The organism is Cohnella zeiphila (assembly GCF_014212055.1).
Classification (GTDB): Bacteria; Bacillota; Bacilli; order Paenibacillales; family Paenibacillaceae; genus Cohnella; species Cohnella zeiphila.
In genome coordinates this window covers 46,774-72,479 of the sequence record NZ_JACJVO010000017.1, presented here as the reverse complement: position 1 = coordinate 72,479, position 25,706 = coordinate 46,774, and the positions used below count along the sequence as shown (strand labels likewise).

The following is a 25,706-nucleotide window of genomic DNA, read 5'->3' as shown; positions in this document are numbered from 1 at the left end:
AGCAGCATGACGCAATTATTGTATATTACCGCTACCCCCAAGTCGCCCGACCGTTCGGTCGGCCTCCAGGTCGGCCGGGCGTTTCTTCAAGCCTATCGGGAAGCTCATCCGGACGACGACATACGCGTATTCGATGTCTACCGGGAAGCGTTCCAGACGGTCGACGGCGATGTCGTGCGGGCATGGGAGAAATTGAGAAAAGAACGACTGATCATCTCCGAGCTGAGTACTGTGGAACGGCAGAAAGTCGATGCCCTTAACGACATTACCGAAATGGCGATGCGCGCCGATAAATACGTGTTCGTCTCCCCCATGTGGAATTGGAGCATTCCCCCTCGGCTCAAGGCGTTCATCGACGCCTTCGTCGTCGTCGGCAAGACGTTCCATTACAAGGAAGGCAGGCCGGTTGGCCTGCTGCACGACAAAAAAGCGCTGCACATCCAGTCGAGCGGCGGGATTTACTCCACCGGGCCGACAGCGGCCATGGATCACAGCCATCCTTATCTGCGCCAGGTGCTCAACATCGTCGGAATTCGCGACGTACAAGCGCTGTACGTGGAAGGCCATGATTTTCAACCGGAGCGCGCGAAAGAGATCGTCCGGGCCGCAATGGAACAGGCCGTCAAGCTTGCCGCGGCCTGGTAACGCGCCGGATGCGAAAAATCCCCTTCAAGGGGATTTTTTTATTTGAACGCTCCATTGGCGTCACATCGAGCCTCGCTATCTCGTTAAGACACTCGCAATCGCCTTGATTCCCTTTAAAATGTTGATTTCATCCACATTGCCAAATCCCATAATAAGTCGATCTTCGTACCTTCCTTTAGCGATGGTGTATTTTTCTGCCGGATATACTTTAATATGAAGCTCCTCAAGTTGAGCGACTACTTGGGAGTCGAATATGCTTCCGGCCATTTCCGCAACCAGATGCAGGCCTGCGGCATCCCCGGAGATTTCCGCTCTGCTGCCGAAAATGTCGGACAAACCGGCGATGAGACATTTTCGTCTTTTGCTATAAATGCGCTTCATACGGGCGATGTGGTGTTCCAGGCGGCGTTCGGCGATAAATCTCGCCAAAGTGATTTGCGGCAAGATCGGGCAGTGCATGTCTGTCAGCTTCTTTAAACGAAGAAGCGGAGTAAGCAGCTCGTGCGGAACTACCATATAACCAATACGCAACGCAGGAAACAAGTTTTTACTGAAAGTCCCGACATAGACGATACGTTCCGAGTCGAGCTCTCGTAGGGCATGTACCGGCATTCCCGTATAACGGAATTCGCTGTCGTAATCGTCTTCGATAATATAACATCCGGATTGTCGGGCGTAATCGATAAGCTGAATGCGCCGCCCAATGGAAAGAATGCTGCCTAAAGGAAATTGATGTGAAGGAGTGACGAACACGCATTTGGGGTGCCGATGAGTCGGCATATCGTCGACGCGCAGGCCATGCTCATCTACGGGAACCGGTATCATATCAGCACCTGTCGACGCAAAAATATGTTGAATGAAGGTGGCGCTAGGATCTTCTATGACTCCTGCGTCCCCCGGTTTCAATAAAAGCCGGGACAGCACGGCGATCGCTTGAGTCGCTCCGGCGGTTATGATCACCTGTGAAGGCAGACACCGAATCCCCTTGGTATGCAGCAAAAGCCGACAAATATTCGTGCGAAGCTGCCAATGGCCGGCAGGATCATCGTCATAGCCAAATTCTCCTGAATGAGTATTTGCGTATGCGGCAATGGCGGTTTCTTTCCATTTCTTGAAAGGAATGTGCTCCAAAGCCGGAAAACTTGGACGAAAATCAATGCCTTGGAAGCGAGCCGGGGGGTCCGCAGCAGTCCCATCCCCGGAAGAATCGATTTCTTGAAGCCGAGAAGGGAATTGTCGTTTGCTTCCGCCCAAATCAACGACATAGCTGCCGGAGCCTTGACGGCCCTCCAAGTACCCTTCGGCGATTAGCTGTTCGAACACGTCCACGATGAGTGCCCGCGATACTCCGAATTCGTTGGCTAAATCCCGCGTCGATGGGAGCTTGACACCGGCTGCATAGACGCCTTGAAATATCTGTTCGCGCAGCAAGGAATAGATTTGCTTGGTTTTCGATTCAATTGCAGCAGACAACGTGCGACGAGGCATAAATCAAGCCTCCTTCACTTCAAATAAGTGGTATGCCGATTCTGAAATAAAAGTGGATCTGATCGAATCCAATTTTACATGCTAAGATGGATGTTGCCAATGCCAGAAACGTAGTTGTGACGGGGCCTCTATTATCCGTATTTATCAAAAAACACTTTTCCCGCAAATCGCCGAACATCAATCGATTGGCGCTTTGGATAAATGCGGAACCGCTGTTTCATGTTGGATTGCGCAAGGAACAAAACTAACTTGTCCCCTAACGCCTTGCCTTATACATGGAAACTTTCGAATTTTGGAGGCTCGATATTCAATGGACAAACTCTGGTATTTATCGCAAATCAGCATTTTTGAAGAAATGTCGCATGATGAGATGAGAGAGATCGATCAACTGGATACCATCCATCATTTCAATCGGATCACAAAAAATACACTGGTCCAAACCCCGGAGTCTACGCGCGAGGGACTCTATTTCGTCAAGGAGGGCAAGCTTAGACTCTATAAACTGAACGACAGCGGAAAACAGTTCACGCTTGGCATTCTCACAAGAGGAAATATATTCGGAGAGTTAAATTCATTCTCGTTCGGAACCCGGCGGGTTTATATTGAAACGATGGAATCGACGCTTCTTTGCACCATGTCCGAGCCTCAGTTCGAACGGTTGATGATCAATCGGCCACAGCTCGCGCTCAAATTTCTTAAAGCACTCAGCGACCGGTTAAAGGAGCGGGAGGATCAATTGGAACAGCTTGCGCTTCATGGTCTTAGAAAATGCGTGCTTCATCTCCTTTCCACGCTGAGCGCCAAATTCGGCGTCATTCAAGACGGATATGCGCTGATCGATCTGCCTCTTTCCCATCAAGAGATTGCCAATATGCTCGGTGCCAGCCGCGAAGCGGTCAGCGGCGTAATGAGCGAGCTTGCCAAGGAGGGCGTCGTTAAGACATCACGCCTGTCCGTTCAACTTGCCGTTCCCATACTTGAAGAAAATATTCCTTGAAACTGATTGCAGGCCGACGGTTTAGATGAACGGCGTGGACTATACGATCTCATTTACGAGGGAGATGATCCGCTTTGAAAAATTTCATCGAATACTGTCTAAACAAAAACGGAGCGATTAAGGATTATCCCTTGGGACCCGATCAAGATCCGTTCGCGATAAAAATTGCAGGTAAAATATTCGCACTTTTTTATGAGGAAAAAGGGTACTTGAACCTAAAATGCGATCCAGTGATTGCGGAAAACTTGAGAGAACAGCATGAGGACATTCGACCGGGATATCACATGAATAAGCAGCACTGGAATACGATTATTCTCGAGGGTTCTTTGCCGGAGTCGGATATCTTTGCAATGATTGATCAATCTTACGATTTGGTTGTTAAAAGCCTTCCTAAGAGCATCCGGGAGTCTATTTAGTCTATCAACTATCGCTCCCCTTCGTATTATGAGGTCAGCCAGTTTTTACTGGTTGATCTCTTTTTTCTGGCGGCGATTCATGTTTGGTATGATTTTCCACATACTTGGAGACCCTTTAGAAAATATCCATCCATTATCATTTCCTACAACCCCCTTCAACAAGGAGCGACGACGAACATGAACGAACGAATTACCGGAACCCAGCTTGCCGGGTTGCTGTTTTCATTCGTTTTTCCCGTTTTGGTCATTCCGGCCCCCGGAATCATGGCTTCGTTCGCCAAGCAAAACGCCTGGCTGGCCGTGTTGCCGGGCACCTTGCTCGCCGTGCTCAACATCTGGGTCATGACGGCTCTGTCGAAGCGTTACCCGGGTCTGACGATTCTGCAATATAGCGAGAAAATTGTGGGTAAATGGCTAGGCAAAGCCCTGGGTTTGTATTTTTTCTATTTTTGGTTCTCACTTGCCTCTGCCGCCATCAATGAGCATTCCAGGTTTATCAATACGTTCCTGCTGCCCAGAACGCCGCCCATTGTCGGAGTCGGCACGATCATCCTACTCGCCGCGTTAGCCGTGTACGCGGGAATTGAAGTGATCGGAAGGTGCAACACCTTCCTTATGATATTCATCTTCGCTTTCCTGCTTCCTCTCTGTATACTGGCTTTGAATGACGCGAACCCTGAGCGTCTGAAGCCGGTGCTTGCGGAGGGCATTGTGCCGGTATTGCAGGGGGGATTGCCCATATCGGCCAACATCAACCAGGTATTTCTGCTCAGCTGGCTGATCCCCTTTCTGCACCAACGTCAAAAGGCGCGGAAGGCTGCCATGTATGCGCTGCTCGGTATCGCGGGGCTGATTATCATCGTCGATTTGCTGACTGTTATGGTCTTCGGGCCGATCACGGGCAAGCTGACATACTCGTTTCTGTCGCTTATCCAGTTTGTCGGCATTCAAGGCTCCTTCGAGCGTTTGGAGGCCCTCGCCGTGGCAATATGGGTCGCAGGCATTTTCATCAAGGTATCCCTATGCCTGTTCATGCTGGCCCTCTGCCTGAGCAACGTGTTCGGCATCCGCAGTTACCGGGATATCGTCGCGCCGATCGCTTTGCTGTCGCTGATCGGAGCCATATGGGCGTTCAAGACAAATACGGATTTTCAACAGTTCGAAACGTTCTCCTACCCGTTATGGGCCATCCTGACGCAAAACGTCCTGCCGGCGGCACTTCTGTGCATCGATGCTCTTAAAGGAAATGCAAGGCCATTACTTTCTTAACAGCTGCTTGCCGACCTCTTGGAAAACGAAATCGACAGGGGCGTTAAAGCTCGGCACCTTAACCTTGGCGATGATGAGGGTACCGACGACAAGGCAGATCAGCAGGATTCCTCCGTACACAATGGCCGCCGCCGGCTCTCGTCTGCGAATCATCAAGCGGATGCGGATGATCCCCCAGACGGCGAGCAGCACCGCGTATCCCGTCACTTTCAGCATCATTTTTCGATCTCCTTTTCCTTTAATTGCAGCGGCTGTCCTGTCACGCCGGAATGGCGCAGGTTCAGCTTGACCGAAACCGCTATGTCCGCTTCGGGAAACAGATCGTCCCACTGCTCCTTGATGCGCCTCCATTGATGCGGATGGTTCTGGTAAAGGACGCTGCTGAATCCGGCGACATCGGACCGATACTGCTTCTGGAGTTTGTTCAGGCAATTCCGGACTTGTCGCTCCACTTCATCTTCCAGCGCGTGTTGAGCAAGCTGAAGATTCCGTTTGCCGGTAATATCCAGCGGCGAGTTGTTTTCGAACAAATCGCCGTTTCCCGTCAGCCTGATGTTGAATTTAACCTTTTGTCCCCTTACCTCGGAGTCGATATGGCGCTCGGCGCTGACCAGGATCATTCCGACGATGCCTTTCCCCTTCGGAAGGGGGGCGCTAATTCGGCTGTGTTTCATTTTGCCTGATATCCAGAGCAAGCCGTTCGTTTCCTTTTCATTCAAAAACCCCGCCAATTTAAGCCCTTTGAACACGGCCGAGCCGGACAGGCGAAACGTTTCCGCCTCCGCATTTTTTTCGGATGAAGCGTCAGACCGGATCGCCGCGGTTACCGGACTCAAACCTTCGCTCGATGCCGATATGAAGAAATCCCGCATGGTAGTGGCCAACTGGTCCCCCAGTATTTCCGCTTCCCTTACCCCCTCGGTCGGAGCCTCTTCAAATGGATAGCGGATCTGCACGATCCGGTCCGGATGGGGATCTTGAACCACGATAATAAACGTCCGTAATCGATTGTGAGGATCGTGGGTAAACGCGTCAAGAAAATCTTCCAGCCCTTTCCTTGCCAGCCGTTCGCTTATAAAAATGACGCTGCGATGGGACGTGAACAGACGCCGTGACAAATGATCCTGTAGTAGTTGCTGAAGTTCGATATGGTTTTTGCCGGTTTCGCTTAGCACAAAAAACTTTTTGTTCTGGCCGCCCCCATTCATCATTCCTGCTTGCCGGGGAAGCGCAATCTGAATCGTCGCCTTGAGATCCCCTTTCTCCGTCAAATCAAACAGGGTACCCATGTCGAGCGCCAGATCATTGACTTCCGTACGGTCCCAGCAGCCTGCCGTCGGGAGCAGAGCGGTCAGAAGGGCGAAGCGCAAAATTCTTTTGATCATGCCGGTCCCCTTCTTCCTCTGCCTTATGAATCTGCTCACCGGTTCCCGGTTTCCGGGCCCGGAGGCTGCCGTGTTTTGCTCCAAACGGGCACGCGAAGCGCAATGTCTTTCAGATTGCGTATCGAGAGCGGAGCCACCGGGGCGAAATAAGGCACCCCGAACGACCGCAGGGTGCAAAGATGGAGAAGGATGCCGAGAAAGCCGAGCGCGATGCCGTAGAGTCCCAGCGTCCCCGCCAGAAACAGGACCGGAAAGCGAAGGAGGCGGACGCCGTTCGCAAAACTGTAACGGGGAATCGTGAACGCCGCGATCCCGGTGATCGACACAATGATGACGACCGGGGCCGAGATGATGCCTGCCTCCACCGCCGATTGGCCGATCACGAGCGCCCCGACGATGCTGATGGCCTGTCCGATCTGCTTAGGCAGTCGGATTCCGGCTTCGCGCAGCGCTTCGAAGATAATTTCCATCAGCAGGGCCTCAATCAGCGCCGGGAAAGGGACCGGCTCCCTGGAGCCCGCGATGCTCAGCAGCAGGCTGGTGGGGATCATCTCCTGATGAAAGGTAGTGATCGCCACGTAAAGGGCCGGTGCGAAGATGGCGATCACCAGAAAAATCATCCGGATCCAACGGACGAAGGTCGCGATCGGCCAGCGGATATAATAATCCTCGATGGACTGCATACCGGCCCAGAAGGTCATGGGGAGGAGAAGCGCGAAAGGCGTAGAATCGACCAGAATCGCAATATTGCCGCCGAGCAAGCCGGCGGCGACAACGTCCGGCCGCTCCGTGCTCTGCATCTGCGGAAAAGGCGTGAAGGTGACATCCTCGATCATTTCCTCGATATTGTTCGACTCAAGCAGGCCGTCGATGCGGATGTCCCCGACTCTCTTCCGGACCTCGTCCACGACGGCGGCATCGGCAACGCCTTCGATATAAGCGATCATAACCTCGGTTTGGGTCAATTCTCCGATCGTCAAGGTTTCCAATTTGAGACGGGACGTTTTCAGTCTGCCGCGAATGAGTCCGACGTTCGTCGAGATATTTTCGATAAATCCGTCCCGCGGACCTCGGACGACCGGTTCGGAGGAAGGTTCCTCCAGCCCGCGCTTAGCTTTGCCAGGGACCGAAACGCTCATCGCGCGATTGTCCCCGGTCGTAAGAATGATAGCATAGCCGCTCAGCACAAAACGCACAGTAGCGGACAAGTCGGAAGTAATGGCGACCGTGCCGACGGAGATGAACCGATCTTTAAGGACCTCCATGGCGGGCCTTAGCCCCATATCTGAACAGGGGCGATCCTCGAGCAGAGGACCCAATACATGCTCCTCCAGCAGCTTGTCTTCAACCAGCGTGGAGATGAAGACGACGGTCCACCGCATTTTTTCATCCGCCCGGATGCTGCGAAAGACGATGTCGGAGCAGTTGCGAAAGATGTTCTTCAGCATCGTCTCGTTGTGCTCGATATCCGAAGTAAATTCACCGTGGTCCTCTTCCTGTAACTGAATCGGCCACTGGTATCTGCCCTTTCTCACGGCGATCCCCCTCGGTTTTGAACGAATATGGTTATTCTCCCACAGATAGCCAATCGTATCCCTGCGCGTTCAAGTATGTAATTTACTTCACATAACTTTTCTTTTGGAATGGTTATAATCAATTTGTCTCCCGCGGACAAAGGAACTGGGAAGATTGAAAATCGGAAAATATGGTAAGGAGAGTTATCATGGGAACCTTGGAGAAACAGGCGAAGACGATACAGGGAAGCGTCCAAATGAAAGCGATTGTGGTGACGGACGAGGCCGCAGGAACGGCCGGGATGAAGCTGGCGGAGGTGCCGAAGCCGGACGTGGCGAGACTCGCCAGCCTCTCGGGCGCGAGCTACGGCGATGTCGTCGTTCAGGTTCATGCGTCGGGATTCACCTGGGATGAGCTGACCTGGCCCTCGACCTGGACCGATCGCCTCGGACGGGACCGGACGCCCTCGATCCCCGGCCACGAGGTGGCCGGAGTGGTCACTGCCCTCAGCTATGGCACAACCGGACTGTCGGTGGGACAGCGAGTGTTCGGCCTCACGGACTGGACTCGCGACGGCACCCTCGCGGAGTATGTAGTCGTCGAGGCACGCAATCTCGCGCCGCTCCCGAGCGAAGTTGACTTCACGGTAGGCGCAGGCGTCGCCATGACGGGCCTGACCGCCTGGCAAGGTCTGTTCGAGCACGGCCATCTCCGGGCGGGGCAAAGCGTCCTCGTTCACGGTGCGGCCGGCGCAGTCGGCTCGATGGCGGCACAGCTCGCACGTCAGGCCGGCGCCTACGTCATCGGCACCGGACGCGCTGCCCACCGTCAGACGGCGCTCGACTTCGGCGCACAAGAGTTCGTTGACCTTGAGAACGAGTCGTTGGAAGACGTTGGCAGCGTCGATCTGGTTTTCGATGTCTTCGGCGGCGACATCGGGAAGCGGTCCGCGGGTCTGGTTCGAACCGGAGGAATGCTGGTAACCGTCGCTGGACCGCCCGAGGCGCAGCCCGCCGACGGCCTGGCGGTCGACTTCGTTGTCGTGTCCGATCGCGCCCAACTGAACGAGATCGCCCAGCGAGTGCGTGACGGACGGCTGCGGACAAACATCGGCAAAATCGCGACCCTCGACGATGCCGTCGAAGCCTTCAACCCGACCGAACGGGTCAAGGGGAAGACGATCATCCGTGTTCGTCCGTGAGACAGTCCGGTTCCAGTCGATGAAAATCAAAAAAAATGGTAAGGAGTGGTATCATGGAAACCTTGGAGAAAGATTTATTCACTGCACTGCGCGAACGGCGCTCCATTTATGGAATTAGCAAAGAATCACCGATTTCGGATCAAAGAATCCAAGAAATAATCGAGGAAACCGTTAAACATACACCTTCGGCGTTTAACAATCAAACTACCCGCGTTGTTCTGCTCTTGGGTGAACAACATAACAAGTTATGGGATATTACGGCCGAAGTTCTCAAAGCAAAAGTTTCTTCCGAACAATTCTCTTCTACTCAGGAAAAAATGAACGGATTTCGGAACGGATACGGTACCGTGCTATTCTTTGAAGATCAGTCGGTTGTCGATATTTTTATGAAACAATATCCGTCTTACCAAGAACATTTCCCGATTTGGTCGCAGCAAACAAATGGAATGCACCAATTGGTGATCTGGATGGCACTGGAGGCCGAAGGGCTGGGCGTAAACCTGCAGCATTACAATCCATTGATTGATGAACGGGTAAAAGCAGAGTGGAAGTTACCTGAAAGCTGGAAACTGATTGCCCAAATGCCGTTCGGTAAACCGTCTGCCGCAGCAGGCGAAAAGAAATTCAATCCGGTACAAGAACGTATAAAAGTTTTTAAATAAACTTAAATTCATCGGATAGACTCCTAGGACAGCAAAGAGGCAGACGTTCGCGTCTCCCTCCTTGCCGTCCTGCGGATACGGCGCCGTTCCGGTCAGCGGGAGGCGCTCATGGCTTCCATTTCCTCTTTGCTCGGTCCGTAAACGCCTGGCACGGCCAAGCCCGCTTGGCGCATCAGCACCATCAGTTGGCCGCGGTGATGCGCCTGGTGGCGGATAAAGCGAGCAATAGTCTCGGATACGGACCAGTCGAACATGCCGAACATCAGGCGTTGTTCCTGCAGCGTAGCATCCGTCCACTGGGCCTGAATGGCCGCGATTGCCGCTTCGCTCGCAGTTCGGTAACTTTCTGCAATGCCTTCGGCGGTGGCGGGGGCTTCGGATTTGCTCGTCGGCGCGTCGAACTGCAAGCCGGCTTGCCCCAATATGCTCTGGAACGATGTCGCCAAATGCCAAGCCAGCTGGCCAAGCGTGCGGTGTCCCTCCACGATCGGCTGCGCTAGCGATGCGTCCGTCAGCGCGTCCAGAACTTTCAGCGTCATTGCGCTTTCTGCTTGCAAATCTTGAACCGCTTGTTGTAAAGTCGAGTACATCTTCCATCTCTCCTTAAAAGGTAAGGATAACTGCTACGCGGGTGAGTCGCTGTCCCGTAGGAATCAAGAGCCGTCGATTCAACAGCAAGTAGAGTATTCATGCCATCTTGTCACTTCATCTGTGGTAGATTTGGCCGTACTTCAACCGCATTGCTGGGGCAACGGGATGCCCACTCTAGCGCAGTGTCAAGATCCGGAACATCGATGATAAAGAATCCGCCAAGCTGCTCCTTCGTCTCGCTGATTGGCCCATCTTGCACGAGCATTTCGCCTTCGCGTCTCCTTAGGGTGGTAGCGGTCTCCGGAGCATAGAGGCAGGCGCCGCTCACAAAAATGCCGGAATCACGCAAAACTTTTTCATAATGGATCCAGCTTGCCGAATACTCCTCCTGCCGTAATGGATCGGTTCGAAGCGAGAACTCCTCAGGGCTTCCATGGAATAGCAGCGTGTAGTGCATGTTTGGTTCTCCTCTCAAAGTTTTTCGACATCATCCGAAAATATTTATTGGCATGAAGAAAGCAGCTTGTCACGTGATTCGATTCGCTTGTTGATATAAAAATTGCCGAATGGACGGATCCTCACAGAGTCCGATGGCACGACTATAAGCCGAACGGGCTTCCTCCTGTCTCCCCAATTGCATGTGCAAATAGGCTTTAAGAGCCCAGTAAGGCTGATAATTCATGATTTTATCGCAAGGCATAGCTTCAAGCAACGCAAAGCCCCGTTCCATTCCATATCCCTCTGCAACCGCAGCTGCTCGCCCGACCAGTACTCCAATAGTAGGACTAAGTTTGGCAAGCCCTTCATAGAGCAAGGCGATTCCTTTCCATTCGATGGACCCTGTGCGCGCTCGCTGGGCGTGCATCGATTGTATGGCTGCGAGCAACTGGAATCGCCCGATCCTGTTTGAATGCGATGCTGCTCGAAGACAATGTTCCGCCTCCTTGATCATTTGAGTCGACCATCGTGAAGTATCCTGTTCGGACAGGGGAATATAACTTCCCGATGCATCAATCCGGGCTTCTCGCCTGGCTTCACAATGCAGCATTAGAGCAAGAAGTCCTTGAACCTCAGGTTCGCCAGGCAAATAGTTCGCAAGAAGCTTGCCCAGATAAATGGCCTCGTGGACCAATCCCTTCCTACGAGGATCTACACCTGTATAATCGTCCCAACCGCTGCCGTATACCGCATAAATGGCTTCAAGAACGGCATCTAAGCGATGGGGCAATTCCTCGGCATCGGGCATTGCGAACGTAAGGCGTTCGGTGCGGATTTTTGCTTTAGCACGAGTAAGCCTTTGCCCCATCGTAGATGGTTTTACAACGAATGCGGACGCAATGCGAGAGGCATCCATTCCGAGCACGGTCTGAAGCATAAGCGGTGTTCGTATCGACGGATCGATTGCCGGATGTGTACAAAGAAACAGCATATTTAATCGTTCATCGGGAAATGCAGTGCCAGCGGACGACTTTTGCTCAGACTGTTCCGACAGGGCGATCAACGCCGACATTGCTCGTTCGGAAACACGTTCACGGCGGGCGCGGTCAATAAGCCTCCGTCTGGCTACCGCAAGCAGCCAGGATTCCGGTTTATCTGGGATACCGGCCTTCGGCCACGATTCTAATGCGGCTACAAAAGCATCCGAGAGCGCATCCTCTACAGATTCAATACTTCTCCATTTTAGGGTTAGATAGGAAATTAACCTTCCGTAAGCATCACGCGCCGTATCTTCGATTATGTTGTGGGCGTTCATCTTAAGATCGTTTCATAGGAGGAAGATTTCCCCGGACTTCAACAGCATTAACAGGGCCTCGTGAAGCCCACTCAAGTGCTGTTTCAAGGTCGGGTACATCGATAACGAAGAAACCGCCGATCTGCTCCTTTGCCTTGGAAAACGGACCATCCTCCACATACATTTCGCCATTGCGGCGAAGTAATGTCGCTGCCGTTTCAGGAGCGTCGAGGCCAGCGCTGCCGACAACAACTCCGGATTCGAAGAGCGCATGTACATAATGAGACCATCCAGCAAGGTATTCTTCTTGCCTGGCCGGATCCTTTCGTGCGGCGAAGTCCTCAGGGCCCTCGTAAAACATAAGAGTGAAATGCATGCTTCTTGGCTCCTTTACTGTCTTTTTGGATTTATGATTTTCTCTCACATCATAGAGTCGATTTAAGAATAACGATTTCTACATTCCGCCAACATTTTTACGGCCTCTGAAAGAACAGGCAAAGCAAACAGATGATTCACTGGCTTTTTGAAAAAAACCTGAATTTGCGGGCTGTGTAGGTCCATACAAACTAAAAAGAAAAATGTTGACAAGCTATTAGCCGGTTTTAGCGTAACATGCGTACCATTTGTCCGAGATGACTTCGATAAAGGATGCATTACGTTGCAACACCACGCTGGTTGGACGAAAACAATAAAAAGCACCATTCTCTTTATCGGAACGCGACCGGTTATAAATCAATTCATTCAATGCCTCAATATGACCAAACCCATTCTCTTAATGCAAAAACGGAGAGAACCACTTGATCTATATTTTCATCTAAGTGGAGATTTTCCGCGAAAAATGAATTCCATACTAGGTAATTCAAGTTCAATACATATTCCCCTAAACGATTAAATCCCAAGCAATTTCAAAATAAAACCAGCCTTGACCAATCTTATGGACTAAAAAAACAGCCACTCCCTGAGTGGCTGTCACAGACCGGCAAGAAAGCTTAAACTTTCCTTCTGCCTAAATATAAAAGCCCTGAGGGGAATCCTCCCCTCAGAGCAACATTATCTGATGAAGCTTGTTTTGAGGTCTCAAAGACAAATCCGAAGAATAATATAAAACGATATAATTCTGTGACAATTAATCATAACTTGACCCATAATAATCTGATCATATGCAGGAGGAATGTGCTAAATGCAGAGTATGGTATACATGATGACCAATACGAACGAAATGAATCTGGTCGTGGCATTTTACCGGGGCATGAATGGATTGCTCACCTTTATGGCTTCCTATCCGACCTACGGAAAAGGTACGGGGACAAAGGAAGTCTCAACTGCAACACCAAACGATGGAATCGATCCTCTTCATTCGGAAGGCTCTCTAACTTTGTCCCGTGATGGTCGTTTTCTTTTTGCGGTCAATGCAGGTAGTCATAGTATCAGCAGCTTTAGGGTAACTGAAAATGGGCAGCTTATCTTCGCGGACGTGAAACCATCAGGAGGCGTCCAGCCCAATAGCATAGGTGTATTTGGTAACCTTCTCTATGTCTCCAATGTGGGATATCCCGCCAATCAATTTAACTCGAATATTTCGGGTTTTTACATAGAGGAAGACGGGCGTCTTACTCCTGTCCCGGGATCTACTCATTCTCTAAGCACCATTAATGCCCAACCTGCGCAAGTACTATTTACTCCAGACGGCAGTAAAATTGTTATACCTGAACTTACGACAGATCATCTCAGTGTATTCAATGTTAATAAGAACGGCACAGTCACTGGACCAATGATTAATGAATCCAGCGGTAAGATGCCGTTTGGCTCTCACTTCCTTTCAACAGGGTTGCTTTTAGTTACGGAAGTAGGTTCTAATGCGCTTTCTTCCTATACCTTAAGTGACAACGGGGTACTTCATGTCATTAGCGGCTCTGTACCGACCGGACAAAAGGCCACTTGCTGGGTGACGACAACGAAGGATGAACGTTTTGCTTATGCGACCAATACCTTAGGTGGGACCATAACCATCTCTCAAATTAATGGCAATGGAGCGTTAACGGTAATCGGACATGTTACCAGTACACCGCCAGGGATACCAACCGGTCTACCCATGAATATTGAAGTAAGTAAAGATGGACGATATCTTTATACCCTTAACGGGAATCAGGGGACAGTATCGGTATTTCAAATCAACGATGATGGCAGTCTCGCCAGATTACAGGTTGCTGCGTGGACCGATTTTCAGTATTTTGGATCACAAGGCCTAGCTGTGCTTAATTAAAAATTCGTATCTAGCCCGCTACGTATTATGGGGTCATTGGTTTATCACCGAGGTCATGGTAAACAGGAACCCCTTTCAAGGTGTTGATCCAGCCGTTCGAATCCCATCGGTTCGGCGCTTCAACCGCCCGCTCATCTATCTGGATTGCAAGGCCTGCGAGCCCGCCTTGAATGGAAGACCTTCCGCCGAGCTTGCGTTCCGTTTCTGACGGCATAGTACCGCGCAAACCTTACGGAATAACCTAACATGTAGAGAACCACCAGGGAAGCGAGAACATTCAGGACGATCAGAGACACGTACAAGTCAAATAAGTAGCTTAAGAGACCGACTCCCACGATGGGGACAATAAATCCGATATAACCCGCAAAGTAGAAGGTCGTTATCACCTTCGGCCGCTCCGATGAATTTGGAAGCTCGCCGGCCAGTCGTAGGCTGATCTGGAACGTCCAACCGCTGCCCAGCGCCTGAACGAGCACCCCGATCCACATCAGGCTTATGCTTTCCGACGTCCCGGAGAGAACGATAAGCCAGGCTCCGCAAGCCAATAAAGCGATACCGATCCGAAGGCGTAAGACCGGCTGTTTGAACCAAGGCAGCATTTGCATCATCGTACCGCCCCCCATAAGCAGTAAAATCAGGAGACCGGAGACGGCAAGATTGGAAGTTTGAATCACGTTTTTCACGAACGAAGGAATCAAGGAGAGAACCGTTCCGTTCAAGGTAAACAGCGTGAAAATGGGCAGCGCGCTGAATGACCAGAAATGAGGCTTGATGTCGGAAGACACCCCGAGCGAGATCGATCCCGACGCCTCTCGACGGCGTTCCTTCCAGAATTGAAAATCCTCGTCCTGCAGCGTTTCCAGGCCGACCCAAGCGCTCAGCAACAGAACGGTCAAAAGCCAAAACGGCGCGCGCAGCGGCATCAGATGCAAATACTCGATAATTAAACCGGCCAAGGCAGGTCCTAGACCGAAACCAACGGAAACGGCCATACCCGATAACAGAATCGCTTTGCCCGCTTTCTCTTTGGGAGTTTGCTTCAGCAAGAATGCGACTGCGCTACCCGTAAAGCTTCCATAAGCGATTCCTTCCAACATTCTCGCCCCGTAAATGAGCCAGGCCTGCTGACTTGCCATAAAGAGAATAGTGGCCAGGATCGATAACAGGATGCTGATGCGAAGAACCCGCTTCAGCCCCCAACCGCCTCCTCTGGAGCCGCCAATGAGCAAAGAGGGCAGCAGGAAGACCGCATACACAGCGAATAAAATGGTGATTTGCAGACTACTTAACCGGTACTGCTCCTGATACAGCGGAAATAAAGGCGACGTAAAAGAAGTTCCGGTGGACATCATGAGGATGACCCATAACATTTTTTTCGTAGAGAACGACCTCGCTTCTATTGGATGATGATTTTAGGAATTTATGCCCATCTGCCTTAGCCATCCACCCTTTAGATCGTTGCTTGCGAATAATTGATGTGCGCAACCGGGCTCCCTGACAATCTTCGAAGCAGCGTCAATTGGCCGATATGGCTGGTCGCGTCCGCTAACGGTCCCTGAACAAGCTTTTCGACAACGCTTTGCACCGGTATAAATTGCAAGATGGCTTGATCCAATTGTTCGACTATTTCATAGAATCGCGCCGCTTCTTCGTACCAGCCTTTAGATTCAAGTCGTACGCGCGGCGAACCGGCAATCGTTGAACAGCAGTTTTGTAACAATTGCGATATGTGACATACCATTTCGATCGGCGTCCTGACGCCGTAACCGGCATCAAATGAAGCAAAATCGCTCTCTGTTCCGGAAATGGCAACCGTGAATCGGAACTTCACGGCACCCAGCCAATGACGAAGCAATTTTTCGGCATTTATTACCTGAGGTTGAGAACTCTTTTCCATTCCTCTATCCCCTCTGAAGTTCCTCGATCATTTGACCGATCTTGATCTGCGCTTCAATCGAGATAGCTTGATTATAAATCCAAATGAAAGCGGAGTTCTGTGAAGTAGCTTACAGTTCTCCATCATGTTTTGAAATACGAAATACGGAAGAACAATGTAAAGCAGATTACAGACAATGGTTCTGCCGGCATGATAATCTGCAAGAAACTGAGAATGCAAACATGGAAGGGGAATATGGATGAAGATACTCGTTTTAGGAGGAACAGCGTTTTTCGGTCGGCGGTTAGTCCGTTTAATACTCGGGGATGGTCACGATGTGACCATTGCAACAAGAGGTCAAACACCGGATGATTTTGGCGACGCCGTGACCCGAATAAAGGTGGACCGGACGAATCAGGATGCCATGACGGAAGCGTTCGGCAATTGTTATTATGATGTCGTCTACGATCAAATCTGCTTTAATCCGCAAGATGCCAAAATTGCCCTGACGGCGTTTGGAAGCCGCGTTAAACGGTACGTATTAACCTCAAGCATGGCGGTTTATAATAGCAAAGAAACCGAAATCAACGAAGACGATTTCATGCCGGAACAATACAGCTATGATCTAGACGCTCAGAAATATGATTACGCCGAAGGGAAACGCCAAGCCGAAGCCTATTTCTTCCGGAATGCGCCATTTCCCGTCGTTGCGGTTCGCGTAGCCATGGTCGTATCGGGAACCGACGATTATACAGGCCGTTTTGATTACTATGTGAAGCATGTTGCTGAACATAAATCGATCGGCGTGTTGGAAGTCGAGCACCCTATTGCTTATGTAACAGCGTGGGATGCGGCCGAATTTCTTCATTTTATCGGAGCCAAATCCGATTTTGTCGGACCTATCAATGCGGCGAATAGCGGTTACTTAAGCATCCAGGAACTCTGTTATGAGATTGGCGACTGCTTGAACACGTCCCCGCTGTTTCATGTAGGCCGGCATGAAGAGCAAACTTTATCCCCCTACGCCATGTTTCCTTGTACTTGGAAGATATTGAATGCCAGAGCGGCATCTTTAGGATTTGATTTTCCGCCCATTCAAAAATCAATTTCGCTTATGGTCCAGGACAGTGTTGCGAAACGGGAAAGAAGCCTAAAAGATGAATTTGATGCACTCCAGGCTCAAACCCGTAATATGTCGCCGGATGCCGCGACGACATTTTCAAGATTGCTCCAGGACCTTCGAGATCAAGGTGCAGGCAAAGGACTGAATATCGGAGATCAGGCTCCCGATTTTACCCTGGAAGATGCTACGGGCAAACCCGTCACATTATCTGAAGAACTCGCCAAGGGCCCTGTCATTATCGTGTTCTATCGGGGTGAATGGTGTCCGTACTGCAATTTGCAATTGAAGGCCTATGAGCGCATCATGAATGAGATTAAAGCTGCCGGTGCTCAATTGATTGCCATTAGCCCGCAAACTCCGGACCATTCGCTGTCCATGAAAGAAAAACATGAGCTAAGCTTCTTCGTCCTTAGCGATACGAACAACAAAACAGCGGAAAGCTATAATCTGAAATACAAGCTGCCTGACTTTATGCAAGCCATTCAAAAAAGATCCGGTATTGAGCTACATCAATATAACGGCGACCACACATTTGAGCTCCCTGTCACAGCCACATATATTATCGATAAAAAAGGAACCGTCATAGCCGGCGCTTCAGATTTAAACCATAGAACGCGAATGGAACCATCCGAAGTCTTAAAAAAAATCCGTTCGTTACCCTAATGTTATTGCAACGAACGCCTATGACTTTGCCAATATTATTTTGGAGGAGCGATATATCCAATGGACAAGCTCTGGTATTTATCGCAAATCAGCATTTTTGAAGAAATGTCGCATGATGAGATGAGAGAGATCGATCAGCTGGATACCATCCATCATTTCAATCGGATCACAAAAAATACACTGGTCCAAAGCCCGGAGTCTACGCGCGAGGGACTCTATTTCGTCAAGGAGGGCAAGCTTAGACTCTATAAACTGAACGACAGCGGAAAACAGTTTACGCTTGGCATTCTCACAAGAGGAAATATATTCGGAGAGCTAAATTCATTCTCGTTCGGAACCAGGCGGGTTTATATTGAAACGATGGAACCGACGCTTCTTTGCACCATGTCCGAGCCTCAGTTCGAACGGTTGATGATCAATCGGCCGCAGCTCGCGCTTAAATTTCTTAAAGCACTCAGTGAACGGTTAAAAGAGCGGGAGGATCAATTGGAACAGCTTGCGCTTCATGGTCTTAGAAACCGCGTGCTCCATCTCCTTTCCACGCTGAGCGTCAAGTTCGGCGTCATTCAAGACGGATATGCGCTGATCGATCTGCCTCTTTCCCATCAAGAGATTGCCAATATGCTCGGCTCTAGCCGCGAAGCGGTCAGCGGCGTGATGAGCGAGCTTGCCAAGGAGGGCGTCGTTAAAACATCACGCCTGTCCGTTCAACTTGCCGTTCCCATACTTGAAGAAAATATTCCTTGAAACTTGAAGATTGCGAACGTTCGTTTTCGCTTACTGTCACAATTCCGCGAGATATTTGGCGGTACGAATCATTTGGCTGGTAAAGGAGTTTTCGTTATCATACCATGCCGCTATTTTCACCAGGGTATCTGTTCCTAGTTCCGTTACCTTTGTTTGCGTAGCGTCGAATAAGCTGCCGTAAGTCATACCGATAATATCGGACGAGACAAGCTCTTCCTCCGTATATCCGTATTGCTCCGACTGGGAATGCTCCATCTTCTCGTTGACCTGCTCCTCAGTAACGGAACCGTCCACGACTACTGTCAATTCTGTCAGGGAGCCGGCCATAACCGGCACTCTTTGGGATACACCGTCCAGTTTGCCGTCCAAGGAAGGGATTACGAGTCCTATTGCTTTTGCTGCCCCGGTTGACGTTGGGATGATGTTGCCGGCTGCAGAGCGCGCCCGGCGCAAGTCGCCTTTGGCGTGGGGGCCGTCAAGGGTATTCTGGTCGTTTGTATAAGCATGTATCGTCGTCATAAAACCTTTTTTAATCGGCGCAAGCTCGTTCAAGTAATAGACCATTGGAGCCAGGCAGTTCGTGGTGCAAGACGCGGCCGAAACAATAGTATCTTCTTTAGTTAGCGTATGTTCATTAACGCCATATACAATAGTGGGAATATCTTTCCCGGCAACGGTTGAGATGACTACTTTTTTTGCACCTGCCTCAATATGGGCTGTAGATGCTTTTTTTGAGGCGAAAAAGCCTGTACACTCCAGGACTACGTCAACTTGCAATTCTTTCCACGGGAGTTTGCCGGGATCTCTTTCGGCATAAATCGGAATCTCCTCGCCGTTTACGGTCAAGCTGTTTTCGCTGTAACCAATCTTTTCGTCATAACGTCGCTGCGTTGTGTCGTGCTTAAGCAAATGAGCAAGCATCCTCGGACTTGTCAGGTCATTGATGGCGACAATCCGATATCCTTCTGCGCCAAAAAGCTGCCGAAAGGCAAGTCTGCCAATTCTGCCGAAACCGTTTATCGAAATATTGATTGCCATAATAATAACCGCCTTTCTTTGTCTTTATTAACAGTATAGCCCTCGAATCATTGTGGTACACTGAGATAAGTGAAGCGATTGACTATACTATTTGTCAGGAGAGGACCATGCCGCAAATCGATCGCCACAAAGACAGAGCTGTAAATATTGAATTTGTTGCCGCCGAGGATTTGGATTGTCTTCCTTATCCGGAGCGGCTTACTTTAATCTTGATTACGTCCGGCAGCATCAACGGGATACTCAACGAACGACCGATTGCGGTTTCAGCGCCCGGCGTTCTCTGTTTGTCCGAAGATGATTCGATACAAATACTTGGAAAGCATAACGTTTCTGCGCAATCATTCAGTTATCATCCCGATTTTCTCAATACCATCCCGATTGCCGAAACGGAAGACTACTTTCCTCGCCATCTGAAAATACAAACAGGCGTTTCGCTTTTTCAGGCCAATCCGACCCGCACCGGAGTACCTTTTGTAACCGAGAAAGCCTATCCGCAATTATTTGAGTGGTTTTTTGTGCTGGGGACCGAAGTGTATGCGCAAAGCGATGCAAACTGGGTGTGCAGAATCAAAAAATATCTCATCCGGATATTGGGCCTGCTTGAGGATTTGAACCGCCAAAGCGAACAGTCCCCTGTTGATTTAGCACTGGAATATATACACACCAACTATGCCAATAAAGTAACCTTGGAAGATTTAACCAAATGCGCACACTTGAATCGTGTGTCGCTCAATAAAATGTTTCAGGAAAGATGCGGGTATACAGCAATGAAATATTTGCTGTCGCACCGCTTGAAAGTTGCGGGAGATCTCCTCACCCATACAGGTATGAGCTTGAACGAAATTGCGCGTGCCGCCGGGTTTGAGTACGATACTTACTTCATCAAACAATTTACGGCTAAGATAGGGATGTCTCCAACCGTATACCGGAATATTTCCCGCCAGTTCGCTACTGCACAATAAGGCTTATAGGCCACGTAAATCGTGGCCTTTTTGCGTTATGGGATAAAATGCTTAGGTATGAACGACATACGGTCATTGGAGGGGAATGAATGGTGTGTGGAACCGAAATGCGACTGGCATTTTCTTGACTGATAGACGAAAGCCGGTAAAACCCTGATCTTGGCCTGGCCAGGGATTCTGTACACATGTACTGCTAGATACAGAACGATCGGGGAATGTTTGTTCAATAAAACAGTCGCAGCCACGTACCGAAACGGATATATTGTAGGAATGGTCGTACATCCAGCCCATGCCGTCGGCACCCGAAGGATGCAGCCGCGGCGCGTCTGCAATCAAGTCCCTCCGGAAACGTTCGCGGCTCCTGCACGATCTCCGTCGGGCGCTTCCGCTCCCAGCAGCTCTTGCAGTACCGACACAATCAGCCGGTGATCCAGATCCCCGCTTAATCCGGATACGGCGATGACGCCGATGACACCGGCTTTCCGAACCTGAATCGGGAAGGCACCATTGTAAGGCGCGTATTCGGAAGGGTCCAAAAAATAACGTTCGGCTATCGTTCTCCCCGACGCGCGCAGTTCGACCTCCATGTAATAGGAGCTGTGCTGGAAGCGTTCCACAACCCGCGCTTTGCGCAGCACCCAATCGTCGTTGTCCGCCGAGGTACCCGGGCAGGCGTAATGGAATAGTTGATGCCGGCCGCGGCGAATATCGACGGTGATGCTTTGGCGTTCCGCCATCGCCTTGTGAACAATAGCAAGCCCGATCTGTAACGCTGTCTCGTTAGAGAAGGATTCGAATTGAAGCCGTTCCTCCTCCATAAGCAGTTCCTCTAGCAGTCGATCTTCCTTCAACATGTAGGTTTTGCCCCTTTGGTCAGGATTGACAACGATTTACAGCCATGTGTATGATACAATAAACACGCGTTCATTAAATTGAAGGATGGTTGTATGAAAAAAACGATAGCAAACAGTTCTGAAATCGCGCGTCTAGCCGGAGTATCCAGAAGCACAGTAAGCCGAGTCATCAACAACTATTCAAACGTGCCTGCCAGAACGCGCGAGAAGGTTCTCGAGATCATTCGGCAGCATAATTACGTTCCCAACGTCTCCGCTCAAATTCTCGCCGGCAAGCGCACCCGGACGCTCGGGCTATTCCTGATCTCGCAAGGAAGCGTATCGAGCGACGCCCTGACCAATATGCTTATCGTCAGCATTATCGAGAATGCTTCCAAACACGGCTACTACGTGCTCACTCATATCATTTGGGATACGCAGAACTCCGAAGACATCAAGGGCGTGATGGATATCTTCTATCAGCACCGCATCGACGGCGGCATCTTCATCGGCGCGGCAAGCCGGGAACCGTTCATTGAAGACCTAGTCAAAGCGGGCTTCACGGTCGGTATCGTGGATCAGGAGCTCCCGGAGCGGCCCGAACCGAACCGGATCGTCTCCACCTTCAACAACGATGCGGGCATGAAGATGGCTGTCGCCTACTTGTCCGGCCTCGGCCATACGTCCATCGGCACGATCAACGGCAACATGAACCGCTTGTCCGGGCAGACCAAATACGAGGGCTTCCTCGCTGCCATGCGTATGTGCGGCTTGAAGGTGAATCCGGACTGGGTGCTTGAAGGCGACTTTCAGGAGAATAGCGGTTATGAAGCCATTCAGACGCTGATCGGACGCGGAATCATGTTGCCTACTGCCCTAATTGCCGCCAACGACAGCGTCGCATTTGGAGCGATTCGTGCGCTGAAGGAGAATGGCCTGCGCGTTCCCGAAGACCTATCGGTCATCGGATTCGACGATCACGCGATGGCCGCGAAGCACCACCCTGCCTTGACCACGATCCGCGTCGAATTCGAGGACATGTTGAAGCGTCTGACCTCCCGCCTGATCGCCGCCATCGAGGACGAGCCCGCGATCGCCAGGGAAATCAAGTCCGACTGCAGCCTGGTTGTCCGGGATTCTTGCCGAAGAATATGATCGGTTGATGGTCCCTTGAGACTTCGTATCCCTCCGGCCCCTCCTCTCGATGCGGGCCTCTTTAGCGTGCCATGCCCGCTCTTCTAAAGCTCCCGAATTCGGATGCGCCGCCACCTGCAGGCAGCATTCGCCCCCCATCGCGCTTCACCCATTCGGGGATCGTTGTCGTGGACTTCGAAGGCGATATGACCTTTGGTTCCGAGCAGCTCCCGGACAGCCCTGACGTCATACGATGGATGCCGGATGGCACCCGTATCGACCTCCGATATTTTCTGACCATTGATAGAGACGGTAATTCGAGGCACTTCCCCCTCGACCCGAATGCGGAATTCATTCCAATCGTCCCATTTCCAGACGGACAGAAACTCCTCCCCGGTCGCAGCATAGTCAAGAAGCGCCGGCTTGTCGGGGGTTAAAGGCTCCAGACTCGAACCCGGGTCTTCCAATCGCAGCCCCGATAGCCGCCCCTCGCCGTCCGTCTCCGCGTCGAGCGTGAAGGCAATGGCATGGAACCCTCCGATCCCATTGCCGTACAGTCCTCCGATATTCCCCGATCTTCGATGATCTAACAAAATCTGATAGCCCTGCGACCCGAGTGCGGACGCGCGGACGAGAATTCCAGTATCCGCCGGCCAGTCGGGCCTAGCCTCGAAAATCAATTCCATGTCGCCGTACACGCCGTCGCTTAACAGATAAGCCCCGTTGCCGGAGCCAGGGGGATCCTGACGACCTACGATCGCCCCATCCTCCACCGACCATCTGCCGGACGTCCGCGAAGCGCGGATGTACGCGTCCGACAACGGGTCCGGTTCGGGCGCTCCCGGAGCGAAGGCCACCGGGAGACGCGGAACCGCATGCCATCCCTTGAGAGTCGTGCCGTCAAAGATAGGGGCAAACGCATCTTCTTCAGGTACCATATGTCCTCCTTTTGATGGCTTTGGGCTGTTTTTTCCTGATTATAGCATTAACGCGCGTTTAATCAACTAGGGAAGTTAAACGAGTGGCAAGTATCATAATAAAACTTGTAAAATAAGGATTGACAACGCTTTATTTTCTTGTGTATGATGTGCCGTAGACACGCGTTTACAGAATCTCCCTTCCCACCAATGTCCAATCGATTCTCTTTTATCGCTTGGATTTATTATTTCGATCAAATAAACGCGTGTTTACAAATCGATTGCTTCTTGAACATATTTTACGTCCCCATTTCGGCTTTTTATAAACGCGCGTTTATGAATGCGAGGAGGGATGCCCGACTTTATCGGCTTCAACACCGACCGTCGCAACAATGCCAGCGTATGGCCGGCGAGAGCTTGCTGCTTCAAGTTGATTCACCTGCTGCCAAGTCGAAGAAAGAACACTTTTTTGGGAGGGGTTGTACATGATACAAACGAAAATGAAAGCCGGAAAAGCATTGCCGCACGTATTGATTGGATTGGTTACGATTCTTAGCCTGTCGGCTTGCGAGAGCGGCTCGAATTCGAACGCTTCCGATCCAGGGTCGGATAACTCGACCAACGTCTCGGCAACTAGCAGCGATATGCCGGCCGATCCGCTCGGCAAGTACGTCAAGCCGATCACGATGTCCTGGGCTGTGCAGACTGCGGCCGCTTCGAAGTTGCTCGACGGCGAGACCTATGACAACAACCGCTGGAGCCAACTCATTTCAGACAAGCTCGGCATCAACCTCAAAGTGGCATTCTCGGCCGATAGCAGCACCGATGCTTACAATAACAAGCTGAATGCCGTCATCGCCTCCGGCGATCTGCCGGACGTGTTCAAAACGCAGGATGCGAATGTGTTCCTGCAATTGGCGCAGAACGGACAACTGGCCGATCTGACTGAAGTGTTCGACAAGTACGCGACCGATGATCTCAAGGCCTATAAAGAGCGCTTCGCCGATGCGTTCGCGGGCGCTACGATCAACGGCAAGCTGTACGCGATTCCCCGCATGAACGACAACTTCCACGAAGCGCCGTTCTTGTGGATCCGCGACGACTGGCTGAAGAACACCAATTCGCAGCCGCCTAAGACCATTGACGAATTGGTCGCTCTCGCGGAGAAGTTCGCAACCGGAGATCCCGACGGCAATGGCATCAACGGCGACACTTACGGCCTTGCCCTTAATAAGGACCTCATCCGGCCCGGTCACGGCACCATCCTGGGTCTGGCGGCGGCCTTCGGCGTTCCAGGTTACGACGAGAGCATGTTCTACCGCGACCAGGACGGCAAGATGACCTTCTCCTGGATTCAACCGGGAATGAAGGACGCGCTCGCCGTATTGGCGGATATGTACAAGAAGGGCCTTATCAACAAAGAATTTACCGCCAAGAACGAATCTGCGCTGGTCGAGGACATCACGAGCGGCAAGATCGGCATGGCCTTCGGAAGCAACTGGGGTACCTGGTATCCTTACAACAACGTCTACAAGAAGGATGGCGTCATCGTTCGTCCGTACCCGATCCCGACCCAGGAAGGTATCGATTACAAGGTCGGAATCGAGAGCAATGCCGTAGGGCAGATGACCATGGTCAGCAAGGACTTCGACCATCCCGAGGCAGCCATCAAGATACTCAATCTGTACGACCAGACCGTCAATCACTCGACCAAGGAAGACTATGAGAAATATTGGGCGAACGAACAATACCGTCTGTCTCCGGTCTATATCGATGAGCCGGGCGAAGTGTACGCAGCCGACATCCAGAAGGCGCTGCAGGCGGGCTCTCCGGACAGTCTGCCTCCGGGCGCGAAGCCGGTCTACGACTATATCGTCGGTTTCAAAGACGGATCGCTCAAGAACGACGACAACGCCTTCGGCGACTGGGGCCAGATGTCCGAGGAAGGCTCTCTGCCGATCGTCTTGAACAAGTATATGCCGGATAACGCGGTCGTTCAGAGCGTGCTTGGCATCCAGCGTCCCGAGGTGTGGCTGACGAATGAATCCTCGCTGGACACATTGACGATCACGGCCTTCACCGACATCATCACTGGTGCGAAGCCTGTCGATTACTTCGACACCTATGTGAAGCAGTGGCTGAAAGCCGGCGGTCAACAGACGCTCGACGAGCTCGACAAGCTGTACCCGGCTAAGTAACATAGACGCCCGGGCAGCGGTGGAGTTTCTCCTTTCTGGCTCGGGCGGCCT

Annotated in this window: 25 protein-coding genes; 12 read left to right on the top strand and 13 right to left on the bottom strand. The window is 51.3% G+C overall.

Annotation, left to right across the window (positions count from 1 at the left end):
* Positions 1-6 precede the first annotated feature (6 nt).
* The gene (locus H7C18_RS14480) at positions 7-645 is read left to right on the top strand and encodes an FMN-dependent NADH-azoreductase (protein ID WP_185129787.1); all 639 of its coding nucleotides are present in this window, start codon (positions 7-9) and stop codon (positions 643-645) included.
* 75 nt (positions 646-720) lie between these two features.
* On the opposite strand, the gene pdxR is transcribed toward H7C18_RS14480, so the two are convergent.
* Entirely contained in the window at positions 721-2,133 is a 1,413-nt protein-coding gene (pdxR, locus tag H7C18_RS14475) for a MocR-like pyridoxine biosynthesis transcription factor PdxR (protein WP_185129786.1), read from the bottom strand.
* A 310-nt stretch (positions 2,134-2,443) separates the two neighbouring features.
* Here pdxR and H7C18_RS14470 point away from each other — a divergent pair, with 310 nt between their 5' ends.
* The 3 genes from H7C18_RS14470 (at position 2,444) to H7C18_RS14460 (ending at position 4,815) form a co-directional block, all read left to right on the top strand.
* Positions 2,444-3,130, top strand: coding sequence for a Crp/Fnr family transcriptional regulator (locus H7C18_RS14470; RefSeq protein ID WP_185129785.1), 687 nt, complete (start codon positions 2,444-2,446; stop codon positions 3,128-3,130).
* Positions 3,131-3,204: 74 nt separating this feature from the next.
* Entirely contained in the window at positions 3,205-3,546 is a 342-nt protein-coding gene (locus H7C18_RS14465; protein WP_185129784.1) for an MmcQ/YjbR family DNA-binding protein, read from the top strand.
* A 177-nt stretch (positions 3,547-3,723) separates the two neighbouring features.
* The gene (locus H7C18_RS14460) at positions 3,724-4,815 is read left to right on the top strand and encodes a GerAB/ArcD/ProY family transporter (RefSeq protein ID WP_185129783.1); all 1,092 of its coding nucleotides are present in this window, start codon (positions 3,724-3,726) and stop codon (positions 4,813-4,815) included.
* On the opposite strand, the gene H7C18_RS14455 is transcribed toward H7C18_RS14460, so the two are convergent.
* Genes H7C18_RS14455 through H7C18_RS14450 form a run of 3 tightly spaced genes read right to left on the bottom strand, consistent with a single transcriptional unit; the run spans position 4,804 to position 7,735 of the window.
* Positions 4,804-5,034, bottom strand: a complete 231-nt coding sequence (locus H7C18_RS14455; RefSeq protein WP_185129782.1) for a hypothetical protein — start codon at positions 5,032-5,034, stop codon at positions 4,804-4,806. The genes H7C18_RS14460 and H7C18_RS14455 overlap by 12 nt on opposite strands.
* Positions 5,031-6,200 (bottom strand): Ger(x)C family spore germination protein, encoded by a 1,170-nt coding sequence (locus tag H7C18_RS35105; protein ID WP_238357699.1) that lies wholly within the window; start codon positions 6,198-6,200, stop codon positions 5,031-5,033. The genes H7C18_RS14455 and H7C18_RS35105 overlap by 4 nt, the downstream gene beginning before the upstream one ends.
* A gap of 35 nt (positions 6,201-6,235) precedes the next feature.
* Positions 6,236-7,735 (bottom strand): spore germination protein, encoded by a 1,500-nt coding sequence (locus H7C18_RS14450; protein ID WP_337913502.1) that lies wholly within the window; start codon positions 7,733-7,735, stop codon positions 6,236-6,238.
* A 188-nt stretch (positions 7,736-7,923) separates the two neighbouring features.
* Here H7C18_RS14450 and H7C18_RS14445 point away from each other — a divergent pair, with 188 nt between their 5' ends.
* Both H7C18_RS14445 and H7C18_RS14440 read left to right on the top strand, forming a co-directional pair.
* The gene (locus tag H7C18_RS14445) at positions 7,924-8,916 is read left to right on the top strand and encodes an NADP-dependent oxidoreductase (RefSeq protein WP_202887077.1); all 993 of its coding nucleotides are present in this window, start codon (positions 7,924-7,926) and stop codon (positions 8,914-8,916) included.
* A gap of 62 nt (positions 8,917-8,978) precedes the next feature.
* Positions 8,979-9,578, top strand: coding sequence for a nitroreductase family protein (locus H7C18_RS14440; protein WP_185129836.1), 600 nt, complete (start codon positions 8,979-8,981; stop codon positions 9,576-9,578).
* 92 nt (positions 9,579-9,670) lie between these two features.
* Here H7C18_RS14440 and H7C18_RS14435 read toward each other — a convergent pair whose 3' ends face one another.
* From H7C18_RS14435 to H7C18_RS14420, 4 genes are all read right to left on the bottom strand, one after another.
* On the bottom strand, positions 9,671-10,168 hold the full coding sequence (locus H7C18_RS14435) for a DinB family protein (protein WP_185129781.1): 498 nt from the start codon (positions 10,166-10,168) through the stop codon (positions 9,671-9,673).
* A gap of 110 nt (positions 10,169-10,278) precedes the next feature.
* A complete protein-coding gene (locus H7C18_RS14430) occupies positions 10,279-10,626 on the bottom strand; it encodes a YciI family protein (RefSeq protein ID WP_185129780.1) in 348 nt (115 codons plus the stop codon).
* A gap of 69 nt (positions 10,627-10,695) precedes the next feature.
* Positions 10,696-11,922, bottom strand: a complete 1,227-nt coding sequence (locus H7C18_RS14425) for an RNA polymerase sigma factor (protein WP_185129779.1) — start codon at positions 11,920-11,922, stop codon at positions 10,696-10,698.
* Position 11,923: 1 nt separating this feature from the next.
* On the bottom strand, positions 11,924-12,277 hold the full coding sequence (locus tag H7C18_RS14420) for a YciI family protein (protein ID WP_185129778.1): 354 nt from the start codon (positions 12,275-12,277) through the stop codon (positions 11,924-11,926).
* Positions 12,278-13,081: 804 nt separating this feature from the next.
* Between H7C18_RS14420 and H7C18_RS14415 the strand changes: the two genes are divergently transcribed.
* A complete protein-coding gene (locus tag H7C18_RS14415) occupies positions 13,082-14,164 on the top strand; it encodes a lactonase family protein (RefSeq protein WP_185129777.1) in 1,083 nt (360 codons plus the stop codon).
* A gap of 131 nt (positions 14,165-14,295) precedes the next feature.
* Here H7C18_RS14415 and H7C18_RS14410 read toward each other — a convergent pair whose 3' ends face one another.
* Both H7C18_RS14410 and H7C18_RS14405 read right to left on the bottom strand, forming a co-directional pair.
* On the bottom strand, positions 14,296-15,516 hold the full coding sequence (locus H7C18_RS14410; RefSeq protein WP_238357695.1) for an MFS transporter: 1,221 nt from the start codon (positions 15,514-15,516) through the stop codon (positions 14,296-14,298).
* 98 nt (positions 15,517-15,614) lie between these two features.
* Positions 15,615-16,061, bottom strand: coding sequence for a hypothetical protein (locus tag H7C18_RS14405; RefSeq protein WP_185129775.1), 447 nt, complete (start codon positions 16,059-16,061; stop codon positions 15,615-15,617).
* 238 nt (positions 16,062-16,299) lie between these two features.
* Here H7C18_RS14405 and H7C18_RS14400 point away from each other — a divergent pair, with 238 nt between their 5' ends.
* Together H7C18_RS14400 and H7C18_RS14395 are read left to right on the top strand one after the other, a co-directional pair.
* On the top strand, positions 16,300-17,826 hold the full coding sequence (locus tag H7C18_RS14400; RefSeq protein WP_185129774.1) for a redoxin domain-containing protein: 1,527 nt from the start codon (positions 16,300-16,302) through the stop codon (positions 17,824-17,826).
* Positions 17,827-17,886: 60 nt separating this feature from the next.
* Positions 17,887-18,573: a Crp/Fnr family transcriptional regulator gene (locus tag H7C18_RS14395; protein WP_185129773.1), complete on the top strand. Its 687-nt coding sequence runs from the start codon at positions 17,887-17,889 to the stop codon at positions 18,571-18,573.
* Between the two features lie 36 nt (positions 18,574-18,609).
* Here the strand turns inward: H7C18_RS14395 and gap are convergent, their stop codons facing one another.
* Positions 18,610-19,611, bottom strand: coding sequence for a type I glyceraldehyde-3-phosphate dehydrogenase (gene gap / locus H7C18_RS14390; protein ID WP_185129772.1), 1,002 nt, complete (start codon positions 19,609-19,611; stop codon positions 18,610-18,612).
* Positions 19,612-19,718: 107 nt separating this feature from the next.
* Here gap and H7C18_RS14385 point away from each other — a divergent pair, with 107 nt between their 5' ends.
* Positions 19,719-20,573: a helix-turn-helix domain-containing protein gene (locus tag H7C18_RS14385; protein ID WP_185129771.1), complete on the top strand. Its 855-nt coding sequence runs from the start codon at positions 19,719-19,721 to the stop codon at positions 20,571-20,573.
* Positions 20,574-20,905: 332 nt separating this feature from the next.
* On the opposite strand, the gene H7C18_RS14380 is transcribed toward H7C18_RS14385, so the two are convergent.
* Positions 20,906-21,427 carry a heme-degrading domain-containing protein gene (locus H7C18_RS14380; protein WP_185129770.1) on the bottom strand — a complete coding sequence of 174 codons (522 nt, stop codon included), beginning with the start codon at positions 21,425-21,427 and terminating at the stop codon, positions 20,906-20,908.
* A gap of 93 nt (positions 21,428-21,520) precedes the next feature.
* On the opposite strand from H7C18_RS14380, the gene H7C18_RS14375 reads away from it, so the two are divergent.
* Positions 21,521-22,561, top strand: coding sequence for a LacI family DNA-binding transcriptional regulator (locus H7C18_RS14375; RefSeq protein ID WP_185129769.1), 1,041 nt, complete (start codon positions 21,521-21,523; stop codon positions 22,559-22,561).
* 83 nt (positions 22,562-22,644) lie between these two features.
* Here H7C18_RS14375 and H7C18_RS14370 read toward each other — a convergent pair whose 3' ends face one another.
* Positions 22,645-23,478, bottom strand: coding sequence for a 3-keto-disaccharide hydrolase (locus H7C18_RS14370; RefSeq protein ID WP_185129768.1), 834 nt, complete (start codon positions 23,476-23,478; stop codon positions 22,645-22,647).
* Positions 23,479-23,942: 464 nt separating this feature from the next.
* On the opposite strand from H7C18_RS14370, the gene H7C18_RS14365 reads away from it, so the two are divergent.
* Positions 23,943-25,655, top strand: a complete 1,713-nt coding sequence (locus tag H7C18_RS14365) for an extracellular solute-binding protein (protein WP_185129767.1) — start codon at positions 23,943-23,945, stop codon at positions 25,653-25,655.
* Positions 25,656-25,706 lie beyond the last annotated feature (51 nt).

Coding starts and splice junctions, on each gene's coding strand:
- H7C18_RS14405 (WP_185129775.1), bottom strand. CDS start 16,061: ATGGAAAAGAGTTCTCAACCTCAGGTAATAAATGCCGAAAAATTGCTT.
- pdxR (WP_185129786.1), bottom strand. CDS start 2,133: ATGCCTCGTCGCACGTTGTCTGCTGCAATTGAATCGAAAACCAAGCAA.
- H7C18_RS14445 (WP_202887077.1), top strand. CDS start 7,924: ATGGGAACCTTGGAGAAACAGGCGAAGACGATACAGGGAAGCGTCCAA.
- H7C18_RS14365 (WP_185129767.1), top strand. CDS start 23,943: ATGATACAAACGAAAATGAAAGCCGGAAAAGCATTGCCGCACGTATTG.
- H7C18_RS14370 (WP_185129768.1), bottom strand. CDS start 23,478: ATGGTACCTGAAGAAGATGCGTTTGCCCCTATCTTTGACGGCACGACT.
- H7C18_RS14425 (WP_185129779.1), bottom strand. CDS start 11,922: ATGAACGCCCACAACATAATCGAAGATACGGCGCGTGATGCTTACGGA.
- H7C18_RS14385 (WP_185129771.1), top strand. CDS start 19,719: ATGCCGCAAATCGATCGCCACAAAGACAGAGCTGTAAATATTGAATTT.
- H7C18_RS14400 (WP_185129774.1), top strand. CDS start 16,300: ATGAAGATACTCGTTTTAGGAGGAACAGCGTTTTTCGGTCGGCGGTTA.
- H7C18_RS14430 (WP_185129780.1), bottom strand. CDS start 10,626: ATGCACTACACGCTGCTATTCCATGGAAGCCCTGAGGAGTTCTCGCTT.
- H7C18_RS14470 (WP_185129785.1), top strand. CDS start 2,444: ATGGACAAACTCTGGTATTTATCGCAAATCAGCATTTTTGAAGAAATG.
- H7C18_RS14410 (WP_238357695.1), bottom strand. CDS start 15,516: ATGATGTCCACCGGAACTTCTTTTACGTCGCCTTTATTTCCGCTGTAT.
- H7C18_RS14420 (WP_185129778.1), bottom strand. CDS start 12,277: ATGCATTTCACTCTTATGTTTTACGAGGGCCCTGAGGACTTCGCCGCA.
- H7C18_RS35105 (WP_238357699.1), bottom strand. CDS start 6,200: ATGATCAAAAGAATTTTGCGCTTCGCCCTTCTGACCGCTCTGCTCCCG.
- gap (WP_185129772.1), bottom strand. CDS start 19,611: ATGGCAATCAATATTTCGATAAACGGTTTCGGCAGAATTGGCAGACTT.
- H7C18_RS14460 (WP_185129783.1), top strand. CDS start 3,724: ATGAACGAACGAATTACCGGAACCCAGCTTGCCGGGTTGCTGTTTTCA.
- H7C18_RS14375 (WP_185129769.1), top strand. CDS start 21,521: ATGAAAAAAACGATAGCAAACAGTTCTGAAATCGCGCGTCTAGCCGGA.
- H7C18_RS14435 (WP_185129781.1), bottom strand. CDS start 10,168: ATGTACTCGACTTTACAACAAGCGGTTCAAGATTTGCAAGCAGAAAGC.
- H7C18_RS14455 (WP_185129782.1), bottom strand. CDS start 5,034: ATGATGCTGAAAGTGACGGGATACGCGGTGCTGCTCGCCGTCTGGGGG.
- H7C18_RS14480 (WP_185129787.1), top strand. CDS start 7: ATGACGCAATTATTGTATATTACCGCTACCCCCAAGTCGCCCGACCGT.
- H7C18_RS14415 (WP_185129777.1), top strand. CDS start 13,082: ATGCAGAGTATGGTATACATGATGACCAATACGAACGAAATGAATCTG.
- H7C18_RS14395 (WP_185129773.1), top strand. CDS start 17,887: ATGGACAAGCTCTGGTATTTATCGCAAATCAGCATTTTTGAAGAAATG.
- H7C18_RS14380 (WP_185129770.1), bottom strand. CDS start 21,427: ATGTTGAAGGAAGATCGACTGCTAGAGGAACTGCTTATGGAGGAGGAA.